Genomic DNA, 19,507 nt, shown 5'->3' on the forward strand with positions numbered 1-19,507 from the left:
ACTAAATGTATTTTGTGGTTTCAGGACGTGATCGACCCGATGCGTTGGAGTTGCGCAAGGAGACTCGTGCGGCTCACCTTGCTTACTGGAAAGATTTGGGAGATCAGTTGAAGCTGGCGGGACCATATCTCGACGAAGATGGCAACCCGACGGGCAGTTTGATCATTATTGATGTGCCGTCTTTGACCGCAGCGCGAACTTATGCCGAGGCCGACCCTTACGTGACACAGGGTGTTTTTGAATCCGTTGGTGTGACGGAGTGGGCCTGGGCCATCAATCCACCCGAGGAGAATGCATAATGGCCTATTGGTTGTTTAAGAGCGAACCCAACACATGGGGTTGGGATGATCAGGTGAAAAAAGGCGCGCCGGAAGAGTGGGATGGTGTGCGCAACTATCAGGCGCGCAACAATATGCGTGAGATGAAAGTGGGCGACAAAGGTTTCTTCTATCATTCCGTGAATGAAAAGCGCATTGTTGGTGTGGTGAAGGTGGCTGCGGAAGCGCACCCCGACAGCACTACAGATGACCCGCGTTGGGAGTGTGTGGACATAGAAGCCGTAGAAAGCTTTAAAACCCCCATCACGCTTGAAGATGTAAAACAGCACCCTGATCTGGAAGACATGGTATTGGTCAATAATTCACGTCTTTCTGTGCAACCCGTTACTGAGAAAGAATGGGAAATTATTTGCAAACTGGGGGGCGTAAAGCCATAATTACTCACGGGTATTAAATCGTGCTCGTCTCATCTTTTGGGGAGGAAAGAAGATGACACATTTTGTAGGTGTGAATTGGCTGGCGGTTTTGCTGGCCGCGCTGGGGAGCATGGTGCTCGGCATGGGCTGGTACTCAGCCTTGGGCAAGCAGTGGATGAATGCACTGGGCAAAACCAGAGAAGAGTTGATGCCTGATGGCAAGGAATCACCAATGCCGTTTGTGGTTGCCGCCATTTGTCAGCTCATTATGGCGTATTTTTTATTGCTGCTCACACGCACGATTTTGGACAGCAGTGCCACAGATATCCAGATTTGGGATGCGGTCATGATTGGCGGGCACATGTGGATTGGATTTATCATGACCTCGATGGTGCTAAACCATGCCTATCAGGGCCAAAAATATACACTCACGCTGATTGATGGCGGGTATCTATTGGGTGTAATGATCGTTCAAGGCGTGATTCTGGGGCTGCTGGCATAGTTCAGCCGTTCATCTAAAAAATTTTCATAGCGATTTGAATTACTTACCGTCACGGGCCGAAGTCGTGGCGGTTTTTTTTAATGATTCTTTAAAAGTATCAGATGTAACCATGAAGACGAATTTACGATTCTGTGTCGTTGTGTGATCTTCCTGCAGTCTAAATGTGTAACCAAAACGCTGTTTTCAAGAAAAATAAGTAAATGAACTGCATTCATCGAATGTTAATTGGATGGTGTAAGTATAACTTTGCTTTGATTTTCGTTATATTTTAGGTTGTAGAATTTATTTTAATTAGAGGTGCTTATGCTTGCTGTTGAAGGCGCGCAGCGGTCTTTCGATCCTGAGCGGATTGTTGTTTCAAAGACCAATCTTAAAGGTCACATCCAATATGCAAACCGAGTGTTTCTCGATCTTGCAGAATATAGTGAGCAGGAATTGCTGGGAAAACCCCACAGCATCATTCGCTCAGAGGCCATGCCCCGCTGTGTGTTTAAGCTTTTGTGGGACAGGTTGCTAGCCGGGCGTGAGGTATTCGCCTATGTGGTGAATGGCACCAAAAATGGCAATCATTATTGGGTGTTCGCACATGTTACGCCAAGCCGAAATGGCAAGGGCGAAATCACATCATTTCATTCAAATCGACGCTATGCCCGCCCAGAAGCGATTGCGCAAATCAGTTCGATTTATGAGTTGCTTCTGAATGAAGAGAAAAGTCACAAAAATCGTAAGGCAGGGCTACAGGCCTCTACTGAGAAATTAGATGCTATTTTGGCAGAGAAGGGCATGGATTATGATGAATTCGTATTCACTCTCTAGAGTTATTGCGGCCTCCAGTGCCTTGTTTGTGCTTTTTGTGGCCAATCTCATATGCAGCGTGCTCAGCGCGCCGCTATTCTTGGAGCTCACAATTGGGGCTCTGTCACTGGTTGTTCTTGCCTATTTGACGCATCAGTTTATTCGCTTACGGCGGTTTATCCGGCGCATTAAGACCACAGGCGAGGCGCTTCGCCGTGGTGATTTTGACGTGCGGCTTGTTGCCGTTGGTGCGCACGGCGAGTGCAGTGATGTTAAAGACACATTCAACGACATGATCGATGTGGCCGATGCGTTTGTGCGCGAAAGCTATTTGGCGATGCAAGCCGCCAGCGAAGGGCGCTATTATCGCAAGATCCGCAAGGAAGGCATGTTGGGTTCATACGCGCACGCCGTTGACGGGGTGAATGCGGGTATTGATCGCATGGGTGACTTTGCGGGCATGTTGGAAAGCTTGCGCAGCGAAATCGGTGAAGTTGTTGACGCGGCAGTAAGAGGCGATTTGAGCAAACGGGTAAACGCTGATTTCGGCGATGAAGGCCTTAACCAACTGGGGCAGAATGTGAATCTGTTGATGTCCACGATTGATCAGGGCATTTCCGACACGGGGATGGTGTTGTCGCATCTGGCCAAAGCGGACCTTTCCAAGCGTGTTGAAGGCAATTACCAAGGTGCATTTGCGCGATTGCAGGGGGACACCAATAAGGTTGCGGAAGAATTGACCAACATTATTGGCAGCTTGCGGTCGACTTCAGGTGCGTTGAAATCTGCCACGGGTGAAATTTTGACCGGTTCGGATGATTTGGCTGAGCGCACCATGCGCCAGGCGGCAACGCTTGAGCATACTTCCGCGGCCATGCAGGAAATCGCCGAGATGGTCGAGACCAATGCCCAGCGAGCGCAAGAGGGCTATGTAGGGTCACAACGGGCGCAAGACATTGCGCAACGGGGTGGCGATGTGATGCGTGAAGCCAATGATGCCATGGGCCGGATCAGCGATAGCTCGAAGCAAATCTCCAAAGTGATCGAGATGATCGACAATATTGCCTTTCAAACCAACCTGCTGGCGCTGAACGCCTCGGTGGAGGCCGCGCGAGCTGGCGAGGCGGGCAAAGGCTTTGCGGTTGTCGCCGTTGAAGTGCGGCGATTGGCGCAGAGCGCTGCCGATGCCTCGAATGAGGTGAAGGTCTTGATTGAAAAAAGCACAGGCGAAGTGGAAAACGGCAGCGAACTTGTTGCCCGGGCTGGCCAATCCCTCGAAGAGATTGTTGAGGCGGTCGCTAGTTTTTCAACTTTGGTGCAGGGTTTTGCAAAAGACAGTCGCACGCAAGCAGACAAAATTGAAACATTGCATGCATCGGTACGCGAGATGGATGAAACGACCCAGCACAATGCGGCTCTGGTGGAAGAAACCAATGCAGCGATTGAGCAAACAGAAGGTCGAGCAAGCGAATTGGACTCTGTTGTGAAACGGTTCAAAACCAACAAAGAAGACATTTCTTTGCCAGAGCTATCTCAACGCACCAGCAATGTCGCTTAAAACCTGAAAAATGCCTCTAGGTATTTGATCTGATGATGGCCCTCATGCGTTTGTTTTAAAACAGGTGCGTGAGGGTTTATTTTGAGTAAGACAAAGCAAAAAATTGCCATTTGCTGGTTTCGGCGAGATTTGAGATTGGCCGACAATCCGGCACTTTGTGCGGCCCATGAGGCCAAACTGCCTGTATTGCCTCTCTATATCGACGATCAGGGTTTTGACGATCAGCCCAAAGCGGGCGGGGCGTCCAATGTTTGGCTGCATCATGCCCTATCGGCGCTGGACGGCAGCATGGATGGGCGGCTGGCGTTGTTTAAAGGCAGTGCCCAGTCGGTCTTCGAAACGCTTGCAGATCAATTTGACATTGCCGCTGTGCACTGGAACCGCATGTATGAGCCTGCAGCGATTGCGCGGGACAAGGCGCTAAAGAGTTGGCTGACAGAACGTGATATTGAGGTGCGCAGCCACAATGCAAGCTTGCTTTTTGAGCCATGGACGATTGAGAAAAAAGATGGTGGCCCCTACAAGGTTTTTACCCCCTTTTACAAAAAAGGCTGCCTGAATGCGGATCCGCCGCGCAAGCCGATCGCAGCACCCGCGGACCTCAATCTTTGTTCAGTGCAGCTTGAGAATGCGGTCAAACTAGACGACCTTAAGCTGTTGCCTGATCGTGATTGGGGGGCGAAAATTGCAAAAGGCTGGGACATCAGCGAAGCGGGTGCACGGGCCATGTGGGACACTTTCGTGGATGAAGGCTTATTCAATTATAAGCAGGGCCGTGATTTCCCGGCAGAGCCTTATGTTTCGCGGCTGTCGCCCTATTTGCATTTCGGGCAAATTTCGCCGCACCAATTGTGGGCCGCGTTAGATCATTACGATCAAGATCGGAATGTCGAACATTATCGCTCTGAACTTGGTTGGCGCGAATTCTCTGCCTATTTGCTCTATCATTTCCCCAGCTTGCCGCAAAAAAACTTTCAACCGCAATTTGAAGGGTTTAGGTGGACCCCAAATGAGACATTTCTGAAGCGATGGCAGCGCGGGCAAACGGGGGTGCCGATTGTCGATGCGGGGATGCGTGAACTCTGGCGCACGGGTTATATGCATAACCGGGTGCGCATGATTGTCGCGTCCTATCTGACCAAAAATCTGCGACAGGATTGGCGGGACGGCATGGCCTGGTTTGAAGATTGCTTGTTTGATGCCGATTTGGCCAGCAACGGTGCCTCTTGGCAGTGGGTTGCTGGCACGGGGGCTGATGCTGCACCTTATTTTCGTGTGTTTAACCCGGCCTTGCAGGGGCAAAAATTTGATGCGGAGGGAGACTATATCCGCGCTCATGTGCCGGAATTGCGCGATGTGCCGACGCGCTATTTGTTTGCGCCGTGGGAAGCGCCGGATGATGAGCGCAAAAAATATGGGCTCGACGGCTCTAAATACCCCGAACCCATGGTGAATTTGAAAGAATCACGCAAAGCGGCGTTGGCCGCTTATGAAAAGCACAAGGATGAGCGCGCCGCTCAAATGGAATCAGAAATCTGAGGCAATGCCTTTGTTTTCCCAGTCGCCATAACGTGCTGGGTCTGGTCCCTTTTTGCCATTGATTTCTTTGGGGGCGTCTTTTTGCTTCTGGTCAATTTCAGCGCGGCGGGCCTGGGCCTCAGCTAAAGCTTGCTCAGCGATTTTTGGGTCTGGTTTTTTATCCATTGTCGATCCCCTTAAATGTGGGCGGAGTTTATCAAGTGCGACCTAGGGTGCAAGCAAAATTGTGTTCAACTTTATGTCCCATGGTTGCGGAAAAATGGTCTGGATTTGGCAGAATTCGGCCCCAATACCGATCGTGTGAGCATTTGGGCGACGCGCCAATGTCCGGTCGTAATAGCCGCCGCCATTGCCCAGCCGATATTGTGCCGCATCAACACCTAAGAGCGGCACAACAATGATGTCAGGATCGAGCGGGGCTGAGGCGGCGGGAATGGGAATGTTGAAATGCCCCATTTGCATTTCGCTTTGCGGCGTCCAATGGTGAAATTCGAGCGGTTGATGTTTGGCGGGCATAACAGGCAGCGAAAGGATTGCGCCACGATTATGCATATTGGCCATCCAATCGCGGAGATCCAGTTCGCCGCGAATGGGCCAATAGGCCGCGATAACCTTGTTCTTGGGGTCACCTATGGCTTCATTTAGCAGCGTGCCAATTGCTGTGGCGGTGGCACGTCGTGCGTCTAACGAAACTGCTTTGCGTTTGGCATAAAGCTCTTCGCGGGTGGCGTTGCGAAAACGGGCGACATCGCGCACCGTATCCAGGTCCACCACATGCCCATCCACCAATTGATGGCTCATGCAGCTATTTGAACTGGAAGGTGAAGGTCTGTCTGTCATATGAAGGTGCAGTCCTTTGAGATGAGTGCCGCAGTTTGGGCACAATAGGGCGCGTATCATAGCAAGGCAAATTTTCCCCCCGGGGCACTTGCCACAAGGCGTAAACATGCCCATTTAAAGGTCTGAAAGGAATTTCGAATGGTGAATGCGATCAGAACGACATTTTTGTTGGCCGTGTTGACGGGCTTGTTTATGGCAATTGGTTTTGTCATTGGCGGGCGTGGCGGCATGATGCTGGCCCTGTTGATGGCGTTGATGATGAATATGTTTTCATTCTGGAATTCCGACAAGATCGTTCTGCGCATGCAAAATGCCAAGGCGATCAGCTTTCAACAATCGCCAGATTTGCACGAAATGGTGGCGCGCCTGTCGCAGAATGCGGGCATTCCTTCGCCACAAATCTATCTGATTGAAAGTGACCAGCCCAATGCGTTTGCCACAGGGCGCAACCCTGAAAATGCGGCAGTGGCCGTGTCGACGGGTCTGATCAAACGGCTCAGTTACGACGAGATTGAAGGCGTGGTGGCGCACGAGTTGGCGCACATTCGCTCACGCGACACATTGACCATGACCATTACTGCAACATTGGCGGGTGCCATTTCCATGTTGGCGCAGTTTGGCTTGTTCTTCGGCGCGCGGAACAGCAATTCGCCGATCGGGCCAATTGGGTCCATCCTGATGGTCATCGTGGCGCCAATTGCGGCATTGTTGGTGCAGATGGCCGTTAGCCGTGTGCGCGAATATGAAGCGGACCGCGATGGGGCCGAGATCACTGGCAATCCAGAAGCGCTGGCGCGGGCGTTGGATAAGATTGCCAATCATGCGAAACAAATCAGCAATGTGTATGCTCGTCGCTCACCGGGCATGGCGCATATGTACATCATCAACCCCCTTGCGGGCAAAAGGGGAGACAATTGGTTCTCCACCCACCCGAATGTGAAAAACCGGGTGGCGGCGTTGATGGAAATGGCAAAAGAGCAACAGCTGTCACAAAATGAGTCGTGGCCCCGTTCTCGCCATAATGCGGCGCAACAAACGGGCCACGCACAAAGCGCACCGCGATCTGCGGGTTGGCGGGTGCCAAAAACAGCGCGAGATCAGCGCGACAATAACGACACGTCTAAAGGGCCTTGGGGTTAAATCAATATGTCAGCAAAAAGCAATACCGCCGGATTAGACGTTCGGCGGGCAGCGGCGCAGCGCCTACAATTGGTTTTGACCGGTGCGCCGTTTATTCCGTTTGGTGCCGACGATTTTGAAGATGGGCGTGAGCGGGCGCTGGCCAATCGGTTGGTGACCACCGCGTTGCGCCGACATGGCCAAATCAATCAGGTTTTGGTCAGTGTGTTGGATAAGGGCATGCCAAAGCGCGCCGGCCTTTTTGAGCCAGCCATGCGCATTGGCATTGCTCAATTGCTGTTTATGCCCGAGCAGGGTGCTCATGCGGCGTTGCATTTGGCGGTGGAAACCATCAAACGCGATCGCCGCGCCTCGCGTTTTGCAAAGCTGGCCAATGCGGCCTTGCGCTCGGTGCAACGACAGGCTGATGATTGGCCATTGCGGGTGCAAGATTTGGTGCCCGAATGGATGTTTAAGCGCTGGACCAAGCAATATGGTGAGACGCAAGCGCATAAAATGGCGGAGTTGCTATTGGCGCAACCGCCACTTGATCTGGTGTTCAAATCGGGCGTGGAACCGCAGACGGGGGCCAACGGATTTGACGGCCTTGCGGCGCTGTTGCCCCAAAGTTTCCGCTTGGCGACGCGGGATGCCAGTGTTGCCGATTTGCCCGACTATGCCGATGGTCAATGGTGGGTGCAGGATTTAAGTTCAACATTGCCCGCGCGACTTGCCGGGTCGCTGGTTGGCAAGAAGGTGCTGGATTTATGTGCGGCGCCTGGCGGCAAGACGGCCCAATTGTGCGATATGGGCGGGCTTGTGACGGCTGTGGAAATTGAACCAGATCGGTTGTCACGGTTGAAAGAAAATTTGGAACGTTTGAACTTCCACGCGGAAATGCTTGAAGCGGATGCGACACAATTGGACGGCTTGGATGAGTTTGATGTGGTCATGCTCGATGCACCGTGCAGCGCCACAGGTACGTTTCGCCGGCATCCAGAAGTGCTATGGCATCGCAAAGAAAGCGATTTTGCACATCGGGCTGCTTTACAGTCCGAAATGTTGGGGTCTGCGGCAAAAAAAGTGGCCAAAGGCGGTCAACTGATATACTGCACCTGTTCGTTGGAGCCCGAAGAGGGCGAGAATCAGATCGAGCAGTTTTTGAAACAGCATAGTGAATTTGCGCTGGCACCTATTAAAAGCGACGAGCTCGCAGGGTGGGCAGGGCCGATTGATTTAAATGGCTATGTGCGTGCATTGCCGTGTGTCGAACTGCCAAATGGCTGCACTGGCGGCACGGATGGTTTCTTCGCAGCGCGTTTGCAGCGTGTGGCATAATCGCGCCGATTTTTTAAAAACTGTTCGAAATGCATTTAAGGGGTCCATTGGATGGGCCGCAAATGCTATCCTATCACCATAGAGTAAAGTTCGGGGTTTTCGATTTGGTCATTGCGGCGGGGCAAATTTCGAAGCGTATATATACGGCTGTGATGGATTCGTTCGTCACCAGCCCGCTATTTCGGTGGACATGGGCCAACGACCATATTGGCGTGGTTTCATCCAAGTTTGTGGAAGTGCGGGCGGCCGATCATTTCAGCATCAAAGACATGATGGCCGGTCGTTATGTGCTGGGCAATAAGCATGTGGACACGCAGGGCATTAGCCCCTTTGCGGTGGAACATGCATCGCCGAAATGGTCTGACGAATTGCACCGCTTTTCCTGGCTCTATCATTTTGCGGCGGCGCGGGACGAGGGCGAAAAGCGGTTCGCCATGACTTTGGCGTTGGACTGGGTGGCCCGATATGGTGCTTTTGACCCTTTGGTTTGGGGGCGTGAAACCACCGCCCAACGGGTGATCAACTGGATCAAGCATTTCGACGTGTTGACCTATGGCGCAAATGAGAGCCAGCGGGATGCCATTGTGCAATCCTTATCGCGCCAGATCCAATCGCTTGAGATGCGCCAGAATTTTGAGCTGCATCCCCATATTCAGGCGTTGATCCAAATGGCCCTTCTGGGCGCAGCCATTTCCTTGGGGCGCGACACCAAAGATGTTCACGAACGCATTAACCGCCTCAATCAAACGCTTGACGCCCAACTCAGTGATTTTGGCATGCATTTGTCACGGTCAGGAGCGGTTCATTTCAATTTGTTGTTGAACCTGGTGAGTTTGCGCCAGGGCTTGGCAACTTTTTCCCCGGATGGCGCCAAGAAATTCATCGCCATCACGCGCAAAATGTATGCAGCGCTTGGCGGTTTAACCTTGAGCAATGGCGATCTGGCCTATTTCAACATGACGGGTCAAATCCCGCATGAAGACAGTTTGGCGCTTGCGGCGCGGAGTGCCACCAAAGCCGTTTTTGGCGAATCGCGCATGTTGGCCGGTTATGGCGTTTTGTTGGGTGATGAATCGAAGCTGATCGCAGATAGCGGCAAGCGGCCACCTGCGAATATGAATGATTTTATGATGGCGGGCGCCGGCAGCTTCGAATATTCCCACCGCAATGATTTGATCGTCGGCAATTGTGGGCCCGGTGATGCTGATTTGGGGGGTGATGCGCAATTGTTTAGCCTGCCTGCGGCGCACTCCGCGTTGGAGCTGGATTATCAGGGCACCCCGCCTATCAGCACGAGAAAGCTCATTGATCATTTTATTGCTGCCAATGGCGAAGGGCCGATGCGGTTGGACAGCGCTGAAAACAGTCTGATTTTTGATAATAAAGGCTATGAAGCGATCACGGGTGTGCAACACAAGCGGGTTTTGACCGTGTTGCCAAATCACGGCGATGCGTTGGTGGGGCAGGATATTTTGACCTGTGACTTGGCGCACAATAATGCGCCTGATCAATTTTTGCTGCGATTCCATTTGGGCTTGGGCGTGGAAGCGCAGTTTAATGATGCAGAAAATATGATTGAGCTGACATTGCGGTCAAAGTCGAAATGGCTGTTTTTGTTTGAAGGCGCGTCGGCCATGATTGAAGACAGTGCGCGTCAAAATTTGCGTACTGGGTTGGCACCAATTCAGCAAATTGTGCTCTATGGCACTGTGCAGCCGAATATCGATGTGGCGTGGTCTTTTGTGCCCGAAGGGCAATAATTGGTGTGTTTGGCGGGTCGTTTTTTGAAAATGGCCGAAAATGGTTTTAAATTAGCCCAGTCCGTGCTAGCGAAATCCTGAATTTTGAGGCGTTGCGCCATCGGCGGCGATGCCAATTCTGACCACGCGCACAAGATTGGGGGTCGAAAAAGTGACCATGAAACGCGCCTTACTTTCTGTTTCCGACAAAACTGGTATTGCTGAATTTGCCCGCGGGCTTGTGGCTCAAGGCATTGAGCTGATTTCAACTGGCGGCACCCGCAAATTGTTGGAAGAGGAGCAAATCCCGGTTATCGACATTGCTGAGTTGACCGGATTCCCCGAAATGATGGACGGACGTGTGAAAACGCTTCACCCGAAAGTTCATGGTGGCCTGTTGGGGCGTCGGGATAACGACAATCACAAAAGTGCGATGCGCATTCACCAAATCTCCCCGATCGATTTGGTGGTGGTCAATCTTTATCCCTTTGCGGAAACCGTAAAGTCGGGCGCGGATTACGAGACGGTCATTGAGAATATCGATATTGGTGGCCCCGCGATGATCCGCTCTGCCGCGAAAAACCATGCGTTTGTGACGGTCGTGGTTGATCCTGCCGATTATGACGATGTGTTGGATCAAATCAGCTCTACTGAAGGCATGAATTTGGCCACCCGTAAAAAGCTTGCCGCTAAAGCTTATGCGCGCACGGCCGCCTATGATTCAGCAATTTCCAATTGGTTCGCCAAGGTGCTGGAAAATGACGACATGGCCTATCGCAGTTTTGCAGGCAAGCTCGATCAGGTGATGCGCTATGGTGAAAACCCGCATCAGTGGGCCGCGTTTTATAAAGATGGTTCCGACCGGTGTGGCGTGGCCAGTGCTGAGCAGGTGCAAGGCAAAGCACTTTCTTACAACAATATCAATGATACGGACGCGGCGTTTGAGCTGGTGTCTGAGTTTGATCCGAAAGTGAGTGCCGCGGTTGCCATCATCAAGCATGCCAACCCTTGCGGTGTCGGCTTGGGCGGCGATTTGTCCGAAGCTTACGATAAGGCTTTGGCCTGCGATCCGGTGTCGGCCTTTGGTGGCATTGTGGCGCTGAACAAAGAGATCGACGAAGACGTCGCGAAAAAGATCATTGAAGTGTTTACCGAGGTGATTATTGCGCCATCCGCTACACCGCAGGCTTTGGCGATCTTTGAAAAGAAAAAGAATTTGCGCTTGTTGCTGACGGGTGGCTTGGCTGACGTGAAGGCCGAAGGTTTGACCGTCAAATCTGTCTCAGGCGGTATGCTGGTGCAATCGCGCGACAATAAAAACGTGCTTGATTGCGATATGAAGATTGTGACGAAACGCAAACCGACAGACGCTGAAATGGCTGATTTGAAGGTCGCGGCGATTGTGGCCAAACATGTGAAATCCAACGCGATTATTTATGCTAAGGACGGCGCGACAGTGGGCATCGGTGCGGGCCAAATGAGCCGTGTTGATTCGGCGCGGATTGCACACCGTAAATCCAAGGATGCGGCCAAAGCGCTGAAAATCAAAGGGGCCTTGACCAAAGATTCAGTTGTCGCCTCAGATGCATTTTTCCCGTTTGCTGATGGCTTGCTGTCAGCTGTGGAAGCTGGCGCAACAGCGGTTATTCAGCCAGGTGGTTCCATCCGTGATGATGAAGTGATTGCAGCTGCGGATGAAGCAGGCATCGCCATGGTCTTTACGGGCATGCGCCACTTCCGGCACTAGGTGCTCGGCTAGATAGATTTAGATGGCGGCACATTGTTTGTGCCGCCATTCGTTTGTTGCACGCGCGATCCCCGGCAAATGACTGACTGCCCGGGGTGCGCGAAAATCAAGGCCGATATTCAATTGGCTGGTTTGTACAATCAAAATCGAAGGCCAGCTCGTCGGCCAGACTGCGAGCAATTTCATTGGCATTGCTATATTTGCGGGCGTCGACGTGTGCCACTTGGCAGGTTGCGCCCTGTTCGATTTTGGTGACCACTAAGGTTTGGCCCTCAGGGCCGCCTTCATTGTCGGTGTAATAGCGCAAGATGGTGGCATAAGGCCGCCAATCGCCGGTGCGGTTGGTGATGCGCCACTCGATTTTTGCGCCGATCGTGTTGAATTGGGGCAGCGTTTGTTGCGCGGCCACTTCATTGACGGCATTGAGGCCATAGCTGACGAAAAAGCGCAGATCGCCTTCGGCAATCATAACCGGGATGCCGCGCCAGCCAGGGCAGGCGAAGGTGGCGCCAAAATCATCTGCATTGATGATGGTGCACTCGTTCAGGTCTGTATCGGTGTAGGCCACATCAATATCAGCGGCCAACGCGCTGCCAGCTAGAGTGAGCCCGCAGAGGGTAGAAAGGGCCACACCCCACAATCGTTTTCGCGCCATTATTTCCTCCAAAATATCGTCAAAGCACTTGTGTGCGCTGATTATGGCTTGCAATCACGGCGAGGGCTAGGCATTAGTGCAGGCAAAGTTTCAATATGACCAATGGAGACCATGATGGACTTGAACGCAATTGGAGCGGGCAAAAACCCACCTGAAGAAATCAATGTGGTGATTGAAGTGCCTGTTGGTGGCGAGCCAATCAAATATGAATTTGAGAAAGATAGCGGTGCGATTTTCGTTGATCGCTTTTTGCACACGCCAATGCGCTATCCGGGCAATTATGGTTTTGTGCCCAACACGTTGTGTGGTGATGGTGACCCGTTGGATGTTGTGGTGATGAACTCCCGTCCGATTATGCCTGGTGCGGTGATCAAATGTCGTCCAATCGGCGTGTTGATCATGGAAGATGATGGCGGCATGGACGAGAAATTGCTCGCCTTGCCGATTTCAAAGCTCACCAAATCCTATGAGCATATCAAAGACATTTCCGATATGCCTGAGATTGAAGTGCAAAAAGTTGAACATTTTTTCACGCACTACAAAGACCTTGAGCCAGGCAAATGGGCCAAGATTGAAGGCATTAAGGGCATTGAAGAGGCCCGCAAAGTGATCATGGATTCAGTGGCACTGGCGAAAAAAGAAGGCTAAGGCCTTTTTGCTGTTTTTTGATGAGAAGGCGGGCTTTGGGCCCGCCTTTTTTGTTGGGTAGAGTTGCCCGGCAGTGGCACTTTTTCTTGCCGCCACCGGTCGCTTCGCTCCCGTCCCCGGCAACCCTGCCCGATTGGTGCGTCCGCGCGAGCAAAGTGCTCGTGAGGGAAAAATAAGCCTATTTTTTTGTTACGAAAATGAGGCCCAAGGCGCCCATAGCAAAGAGCACGATGATTGGGGTGATGCCGACTTGTTGCGATTGGCTCAGGCTGGTCATAACCCCCACGCTCAAAGGAGCGATAAAGCTTGTCGCGCGCCCGGTGAGGGCAAAAAGCCCAAACGCCTCTGCCACTTCTGTTTTTGGCACCTGCCGGATCAGCAATGTGCGCGATGCAGCCTGCAACGCGCCGCCTGCTGCGCCAATAAGTGCGCCTGCTATATAGAAGATGAGCAAGGGGGTGGAGCTGCCGTCCTCAAGGTGCAAGATGAAGAACGCAGTTTTTGTTGTTGTCGACACCACCAAAAGACAGGTCAATATCAAGATATTGCAGCACAGCGTGACGACGAATTTGGGGCCCATCTTTTTGTCGGCAAAGGCGCCCGCCGTGGCGCCAAGAGCGCCAGCCGCGGCGGCAATAATGCCAAAAACACCAATCTGAATGATGGAAAGGCCCAAGACACCGCCAGCGTAAATGCCACCGAAAGCGTAAAGTCCATTTAAGCCATCGCGGTAAAACATGGACGACAATAAATAGGCAAAATAGCTTTTGCGCTGGGGCAGGGTTTTGAGGGTGGTGCGCAATTTGAGTAGGCCATTGCGTACGGCATTTTTCACCGGGGCGATGCGCGGTACATCGGGGGTAAACACAAACATCGGGATCACAAAGATCACATACCATATGGCTGTCAGCGGCCCAGAGGCGCGATCGCCTTCATGTGTCATCGGGTCAAGGCCAAGGATTGGTGTGAGCCCGAAAAGTGTTGTGCCTGTCTCTGGCGAGGCAGACATCAGGGCCAACACCACAACCAAGGCCAATACACCGCCGACATAGCCAAGCGCCCAGCCAAAGCCGGACAGGAGGCCGATATTTTCGTCTTCTGCCAGATTGGCCATCATCGCATTGTTGAACACGGTGGCAAACTCAAAGCCGATAATGGCAAGAAAGACGCCGATGACGGCATAAAACACCCCGGATTCAGTGCCGGGGGCAGCGAAATACATTAAGCAACTGCCGAGTATTGCGAATATTGAAAAGAAGGCGATGTAGGGTTTGCGTGGCCCCGTCGCGTCAGACATGGCACCCAAAATGGGGGCCATGATGGCAATAACGAAGCCACCAATGCCAATGGCATAGCCCCACATGGCTTGGCCATCCACAGCATTTGCGCTGAGTTTTGTGGCGAAATAGGGGGCAAAAATGAAGGTGAGGATGAGGGTGTGAAACGGCTGGGCCGCAAAATCAAACAACATCCATGCGAACTGCCCGACACGTGTTCGTGCCGGGCCTTGTTCGATATTGTGCTGTATCGCCATTAGCCTTTTGCCAGATCAGAGAGCAGACCAGCCGCAACGGACAATTTTGACACGCCAAGTGTGGTGTCGGTGATGTTCTCAACCATTTCGCGGGTGCGCGAAATGTCGGCTGAACGGGCATTGTTCCAATCGGCAAAGGCCTTTTTCATGTCATCAGCATCAAAGGCCAACACATCAAGGGTGATGTCGCGTTGGGCGCGCATCAGGTTGGCCAAAGCGCGGTCAAGAGCCAAGCGGTCGTAATAGTCATGCACCGCAATGGTATCAACTTGTTCAGTGATGCGCCCCAGTTTGAAGTTTGCCAATATGGCAAAATAGGCCCGTGCTGCGTTTTCAACGCTTGTATCCGCGCGCTCGGCGATCAGCACAATTTCTGTCGCCAAAGTGAGCGCAGAAAGCTGTGCAACACGTTTCGCCAATGCACTAGGCGTCCCGCCATCTTCAAAACCTTTGGTCTGGGTTTTGACGCTTTGAGTGATAAATTCAGGCAGCAATTCATCCAGCATATCGCGGATAATATTGATCCCGTCGGCGTAGCGTTCGACCACTTTGGACAAACCATCTTCCAAGTTGACATTGCGGATAAACCAAGCGGTTTGTTGCAGCAACAGACTGCGCAGTTCGTCGTAGAGCGCCAATTGGGTTTGCCCGGACATTTTGTTGTCCAGCTCATCGATGGCGGCGTTCATATCCGTTAAGCCAAAGCTGTCGCGGGCGGCGGCGTATGCGGCGGCCACTTGTGCGGGGTCAGACCCTGTGGCAGAGGCGACACGGTGCACAAAGTCAGGCCCGCCGCGATTGATCATCGCGTTCGACAATACGGTGGCAATCACCTCGCGCCGCAAGCGGTGGTTGGTGATGGTATCTGGATAAGTCGCGGTGAGTGTTTCGGGGAAATAGCGGAACAGCTCTTTGCCCAAATAAGGATCATCCGGCACATCAGATTCCAGCAATTTGGCATAAAGGGTGTTTTTGGCGTAGGCCAAAATCACCGCCAATTCTGGTCGGGTCAGGCCGCGATTGTGACTTTCCCGCTCCATCAGATCGACATGTTTGGGCAAATATTCAACCTTGCGGTTCAATTGCCCTGCAGTTTCCAAAGATTTGATGAAATCTGCATGGTAGGGCAAATCGGCAACGTCGCGTCGCTCAGCCAAGGAAATGGCCAGCGTTTGCAAATAGTTGTTGCGCAAGCACAATTCCGCCACTTCGTCGGTCATCCCGGCCAAGAAGCTGTTGCGTTTAGTCATATCGATGTCGCCATCGCGGACCAAGCTGCCCAAAGCAATCTTGATGTTGACCTCAAGGTCAGATGAGTTCACCCCAGCGGAGTTGTCGATGGCATCGGTATTGATGCGCCCACCATTTTGGTCAAATTCAACCCGGGCCAATTGGGTGATGCCCAAATTCGCACCCTCGCCAATCACTTTGGCGCCGACTTCCTTACCCGTGATGCGAATAGCGTCATTGGCGCGGTCGCCCGCGTCAGCATTGCTTTCGGTGGTGGCGCGGACATAGGTGCCGATGCCGCCGAACCAGAGCAGGTCCGCTTTTGCTTTCAATATGGACTGCATCAAATCATTGGGGCTGATTTCATTTTGTTCGATGCCCAGTGCGGCTTTGGCTTCGGCCGATAAGGTGATCGACTTTGAGGAACGTGGATAAATACCGCCACCTGCTGAAAGCTTGGATTGATCGTAATCCTGCCAAGATGACCGTCCCATTTCAAACAGCCGTTTCCGCTCAGCGTAAGAGCTGGCCGGATCGGGATTTGGGTCGATGAAAATATCGCGGTGATCAAATGCTGCGATCAGCTTGGTTTGGTCGGACAAAAGCATGCCATTGCCAAACACGTCGCCGGACATGTCGCCCACGCCGACTGCGGTGAAAGGCTGGGTTTGAATGTCATGGTCCATTTCGCGGAAATGACGCTTCACTGCTTCCCAGCCGCCACGGGCGGTAATGCCCATTTTTTTATGGTCATAGCCGACGGACCCGCCGGAGGCGAAGGCATCGCCGAGCCAGAAATTGCGTTCTTCAGAGATGGCGTTGGCGGTGTCGGAGAAAGTTGCTGTACCTTTATCTGCTGCCACCACAAGGTAAGGATCATCGCCATCGAGCCGATTGACGTTTTCCGGCGGCACAATCTCATCCACATCGAGATTGTCCGTGATGTCGAGCAGGGAGCCGATAAAGATTTTATAACTCGCTGTGCCTTCGGCCATAAATTCTTCGCGGGTTGGGTTGGTGGGCATTTGCTTGGGCACAAATCCACCCTTGGCCCCCACGGGCACGATCACCGCATTTTTCACCATTTGTGCTTTCACAAGGCCGAGTACTTCGGTGCGGAAGTCTTCTGGTCTGTCGGACCAGCGCAGGCCGCCGCGAGCGATCATGCCGCCACGCAAATGCACGCCTTCAACGCGCGGGCTATAGACGAAAATTTCGCGGAAGGGACGCGGGTCAGGCAAACCCTTGACCTTGGACGCGTCGAACTTGATGGCCAGCGCCGGGCGGCGTTCGCCATTGGGCCGTTGGAAGAAATTGGTGCGCAAGCTTGAATCAACAAGATTGACGAAACGGCGGAAAATGGTGTCGTCGTCGAGGCTGGTGATTTGCTCGAGCGTTGCGCGAATGGTCTCACGCGCTTTTTGCTCAACCAATTGCGCGTCGCCGTTAAAGTTCGGGTTGTGCCGGGCATGGAACAGATCCACGATCGCTTTGGCGGTCAGTGGGTGTTTCGACAATGTTTCCCACATATAGCGTTGGGAATAGGTGATATCGGTCTGCTTCAAATAGCGCGACAAGGCACGGATAATGGCGATATTGTCCCACGACATTGCGGCGAATAATGCCAGTCGGTTATAGCCATCATTTTCGGCTTCTTTATACCAGACCGCTTTGATCGCCCGCTCAATGTTGGCCGCGATCTCTGTCAAATCACCTTCAAACTCTGCCACTTTCAGGGTCATGTCATGCAGCACACGTTCTTCTTCGTCTTCCGGGCTGACTGTGTAGGTCCGTTCGTTGACCACGGTGAAGCCGAAATTCTCGAGCAAGGGGACGCGGGCGCTCAGAGGGATCGCTGTTGATCGGTGATAAATCTTGAGGGAATAGGCGTTTTCGCGCCGCGCATGTTTGTCCAGGCGCACGCCGATCTTGACGTCATCATCAAGCTGTTTGAAGTGCTCAATATCGTTGAGCGCGGCAGCATAAGGATATTTTTCCTGATAGGCGATGGTGAACGCATTCACATAGGGTGCGATCGAGCGTGGATCATCGACCAAAGAGGCAAGCCAATCGCCATAAGAGCGCGTGAGGTTGGTGATGTGTTCTTCCAACTCATCGCGATCCGGTTGGGGTGTTTTGCCGCCATTGCGCCCCAGAATAAAATGAACCGATGCCAATTCACCTTCAGGGAAATTGGGATAGAAGGCGGAGACCCTTGCGTCATATTTTTCGGCCAAATATTCGCCCACTTGGCGGCGAATGTGCGAATTATATTTGTCGCGGGCCATAAACAGCAGCACCGACACAAAGTTGTCGAACGGGTCAATGCGCGGCAACACGCGAACACGTGGGCGGTCTGCCAACTCTGAAATGGTGGTGGCAAACTCGTACAGCAGTTTCTCGTCAATCTGGAAAAGTTCTTCACGCGGATAATTGTCCAACGCATTCATAAGCGCTTTGCCAGAATGCGAGTTTGGCGAGTGGCCAGAACGTTGCATCACGTGCATCACCTTACGGCGCAGTAAGGGCACTGAGGTGTGAGGCGTGGCCAAGGACATGGATGTGAACAAGCCGAGAATGCGCAACTCACCGCTGAGTTCGCCTTCGTCATTATATAATTTTACGCCAACATAATCCATGTGCACGCGACGGTGCACAACGGATTTGATATTGGCCTTGGTCACCATCAAGGGATCGGCTTTTTGCAAAAAGGCCACGTGCTGATCGGTCATTTCCACATAGTCGGAACCATGGCGCAGGAAATAAAGGTCGGGGTCTTTTAAGATGCCGAGCCCGCTTTCGCGCAATGGTTCAAGATGCGGTGCGCCGTTTTCATTTATCAGGCGATATTCGCGCATGCCCAAAAACGTGAAATTATGGTCCGCAAGCCAGCCGAGAAAGTGCATGCTTTCGGCCAAAACGGCTTCTTCGATTTTAGGTGGGTTGTCGCGATAATGGCGGACGGTTTCACCCAGTTTTTCCAGCATCGGCCGCCAGCCATTCACAGCGTGGCGCACTTGCGTGAGGGTGTTGTCCAGTTCTTCTACCAGCACCTCTTGATTGTTGGCGCTCAGCCCGGGCCGATAGTGAACGTGCAAGAGGCTTTCTTTTTGACCGCCTTCTTCAAATTTTTCGAGTACCTCGATGCCCTGCTCGGTTTTGCGCACGGGCAAAATGGGATGGGCAAACAAGATGATATCCGCGCCCGAAGAACGAATAGCGGCCAAGCCACTATCAACAATAAAGGGCATGTCCGCATTGAAGACATCAACAATATGGTCGCGGTGCAGGTCTTCTGGGACCCAATTGGAGATATGATGGCCGTTTGTTTCGCGTCGGCCGAGATGTTCATAGGCCCTGATCGCCGCATCCAGCAGTTCCGACAAATCTTTGTTCTTCAAATCGCCATCTTCGATCGAGTCCACCAGATGGCCCAAAAAGTTGAGAAAGCTTTGATCGGTGAGACTTCTAGAGTGAGCAAGTTCGATGAGCTGAGACTTGTAAGCGCTCGTGGCCTGCGCCATTTGGGTATCCCCTTTTTGATTTTAATTATGTTGAGTTTAAACAGG

At 52.5% G+C, this 19,507-nt stretch carries 16 protein-coding genes; 11 read left to right on the top strand and 5 right to left on the bottom strand.

The annotated features are described in order from the left end of the window. Positions 1-5 precede the first annotated feature (5 nt). The 6 genes from MXMO3_RS02025 (at position 6) to MXMO3_RS02050 (ending at position 5,088) form a co-directional block, all read left to right on the top strand. Entirely contained in the window at positions 6-299 is a 294-nt protein-coding gene (locus MXMO3_RS02025) for a YciI family protein (protein WP_027835917.1), read from the top strand. Further along, a complete protein-coding gene (locus MXMO3_RS02030) occupies positions 299-715 on the top strand; it encodes an EVE domain-containing protein (RefSeq protein WP_117394781.1) in 417 nt (138 codons plus the stop codon). Before MXMO3_RS02025 ends, MXMO3_RS02030 begins: the two co-directional genes overlap by 1 nt. 52 nt (positions 716-767) lie before the next feature. Then, positions 768-1,196, top strand: a complete 429-nt coding sequence (locus MXMO3_RS02035) for a DUF1761 domain-containing protein (protein WP_117394782.1) — start codon at positions 768-770, stop codon at positions 1,194-1,196. A 303-nt stretch (positions 1,197-1,499) separates the two neighbouring features. Beyond that, positions 1,500-2,012, top strand: a complete 513-nt coding sequence (locus MXMO3_RS02040; protein WP_117394783.1) for a PAS domain-containing protein — start codon at positions 1,500-1,502, stop codon at positions 2,010-2,012. Continuing rightward, the gene (locus tag MXMO3_RS02045; protein WP_162889095.1) at positions 1,987-3,549 is read left to right on the top strand and encodes a methyl-accepting chemotaxis protein; all 1,563 of its coding nucleotides are present in this window, start codon (positions 1,987-1,989) and stop codon (positions 3,547-3,549) included. The genes MXMO3_RS02040 and MXMO3_RS02045 overlap by 26 nt, the downstream gene beginning before the upstream one ends. A gap of 81 nt (positions 3,550-3,630) precedes the next feature. After that, entirely contained in the window at positions 3,631-5,088 is a 1,458-nt protein-coding gene (locus MXMO3_RS02050; protein WP_205468061.1) for a cryptochrome/photolyase family protein, read from the top strand. On the opposite strand, the gene MXMO3_RS02055 is transcribed toward MXMO3_RS02050, so the two are convergent. Together MXMO3_RS02055 and MXMO3_RS02060 are read right to left on the bottom strand one after the other, a co-directional pair. Continuing rightward, positions 5,077-5,253: a DUF1674 domain-containing protein gene (locus MXMO3_RS02055; protein WP_117394785.1), complete on the bottom strand. Its 177-nt coding sequence runs from the start codon at positions 5,251-5,253 to the stop codon at positions 5,077-5,079. The two genes, MXMO3_RS02050 and MXMO3_RS02055, sit on opposite strands and share 12 nt — an antisense overlap. Positions 5,254-5,295: 42 nt before the next feature. Beyond that, on the bottom strand, positions 5,296-5,928 hold the full coding sequence (locus MXMO3_RS02060) for a 5-formyltetrahydrofolate cyclo-ligase (protein WP_117394786.1): 633 nt from the start codon (positions 5,926-5,928) through the stop codon (positions 5,296-5,298). Between the two features lie 141 nt (positions 5,929-6,069). Between MXMO3_RS02060 and htpX the strand changes: the two genes are divergently transcribed. The 4 genes from htpX (at position 6,070) to purH (ending at position 11,871) form a co-directional block, all read left to right on the top strand. Next, positions 6,070-7,068, top strand: coding sequence for a zinc metalloprotease HtpX (gene htpX, locus MXMO3_RS02065; RefSeq protein WP_117396678.1), 999 nt, complete (start codon positions 6,070-6,072; stop codon positions 7,066-7,068). Between the two features lie 6 nt (positions 7,069-7,074). Next, entirely contained in the window at positions 7,075-8,385 is a 1,311-nt protein-coding gene (locus tag MXMO3_RS02070; RefSeq protein ID WP_036223107.1) for an RsmB/NOP family class I SAM-dependent RNA methyltransferase, read from the top strand. Between the two features lie 62 nt (positions 8,386-8,447). After that, entirely contained in the window at positions 8,448-10,145 is a 1,698-nt protein-coding gene (locus MXMO3_RS02075; RefSeq protein WP_162889096.1) for a heparinase II/III family protein, read from the top strand. Between the two features lie 109 nt (positions 10,146-10,254). Then, complete coding sequence (gene purH / locus MXMO3_RS02080; protein ID WP_117394788.1) at positions 10,255-11,871, top strand: bifunctional phosphoribosylaminoimidazolecarboxamide formyltransferase/IMP cyclohydrolase; 1,617 nt, start codon at positions 10,255-10,257, stop codon at positions 11,869-11,871. A gap of 106 nt (positions 11,872-11,977) precedes the next feature. Here purH and MXMO3_RS02085 read toward each other — a convergent pair whose 3' ends face one another. Beyond that, entirely contained in the window at positions 11,978-12,526 is a 549-nt protein-coding gene (locus tag MXMO3_RS02085) for a hypothetical protein (protein ID WP_117394789.1), read from the bottom strand. 114 nt (positions 12,527-12,640) lie between these two features. Here MXMO3_RS02085 and ppa point away from each other — a divergent pair, with 114 nt between their 5' ends. Further along, a complete protein-coding gene (gene ppa, locus MXMO3_RS02090) occupies positions 12,641-13,174 on the top strand; it encodes an inorganic diphosphatase (RefSeq protein ID WP_117394790.1) in 534 nt (177 codons plus the stop codon). Positions 13,175-13,352: 178 nt separating this feature from the next. Here the strand turns inward: ppa and MXMO3_RS02095 are convergent, their stop codons facing one another. Then, the gene (locus MXMO3_RS02095) at positions 13,353-14,708 is read right to left on the bottom strand and encodes an MFS transporter (protein WP_117394791.1); all 1,356 of its coding nucleotides are present in this window, start codon (positions 14,706-14,708) and stop codon (positions 13,353-13,355) included. Continuing rightward, on the bottom strand, positions 14,708-19,462 hold the full coding sequence (locus tag MXMO3_RS02100; RefSeq protein ID WP_117394792.1) for an NAD-glutamate dehydrogenase: 4,755 nt from the start codon (positions 19,460-19,462) through the stop codon (positions 14,708-14,710). Before MXMO3_RS02100 ends, MXMO3_RS02095 begins: the two co-directional genes overlap by 1 nt. Positions 19,463-19,507 lie beyond the last annotated feature (45 nt).

This window comes from Maritalea myrionectae (assembly GCF_003433515.1).
In the GTDB taxonomy this organism is placed as follows: domain Bacteria; phylum Pseudomonadota; class Alphaproteobacteria; order Rhizobiales; family Devosiaceae; genus Maritalea; species Maritalea myrionectae.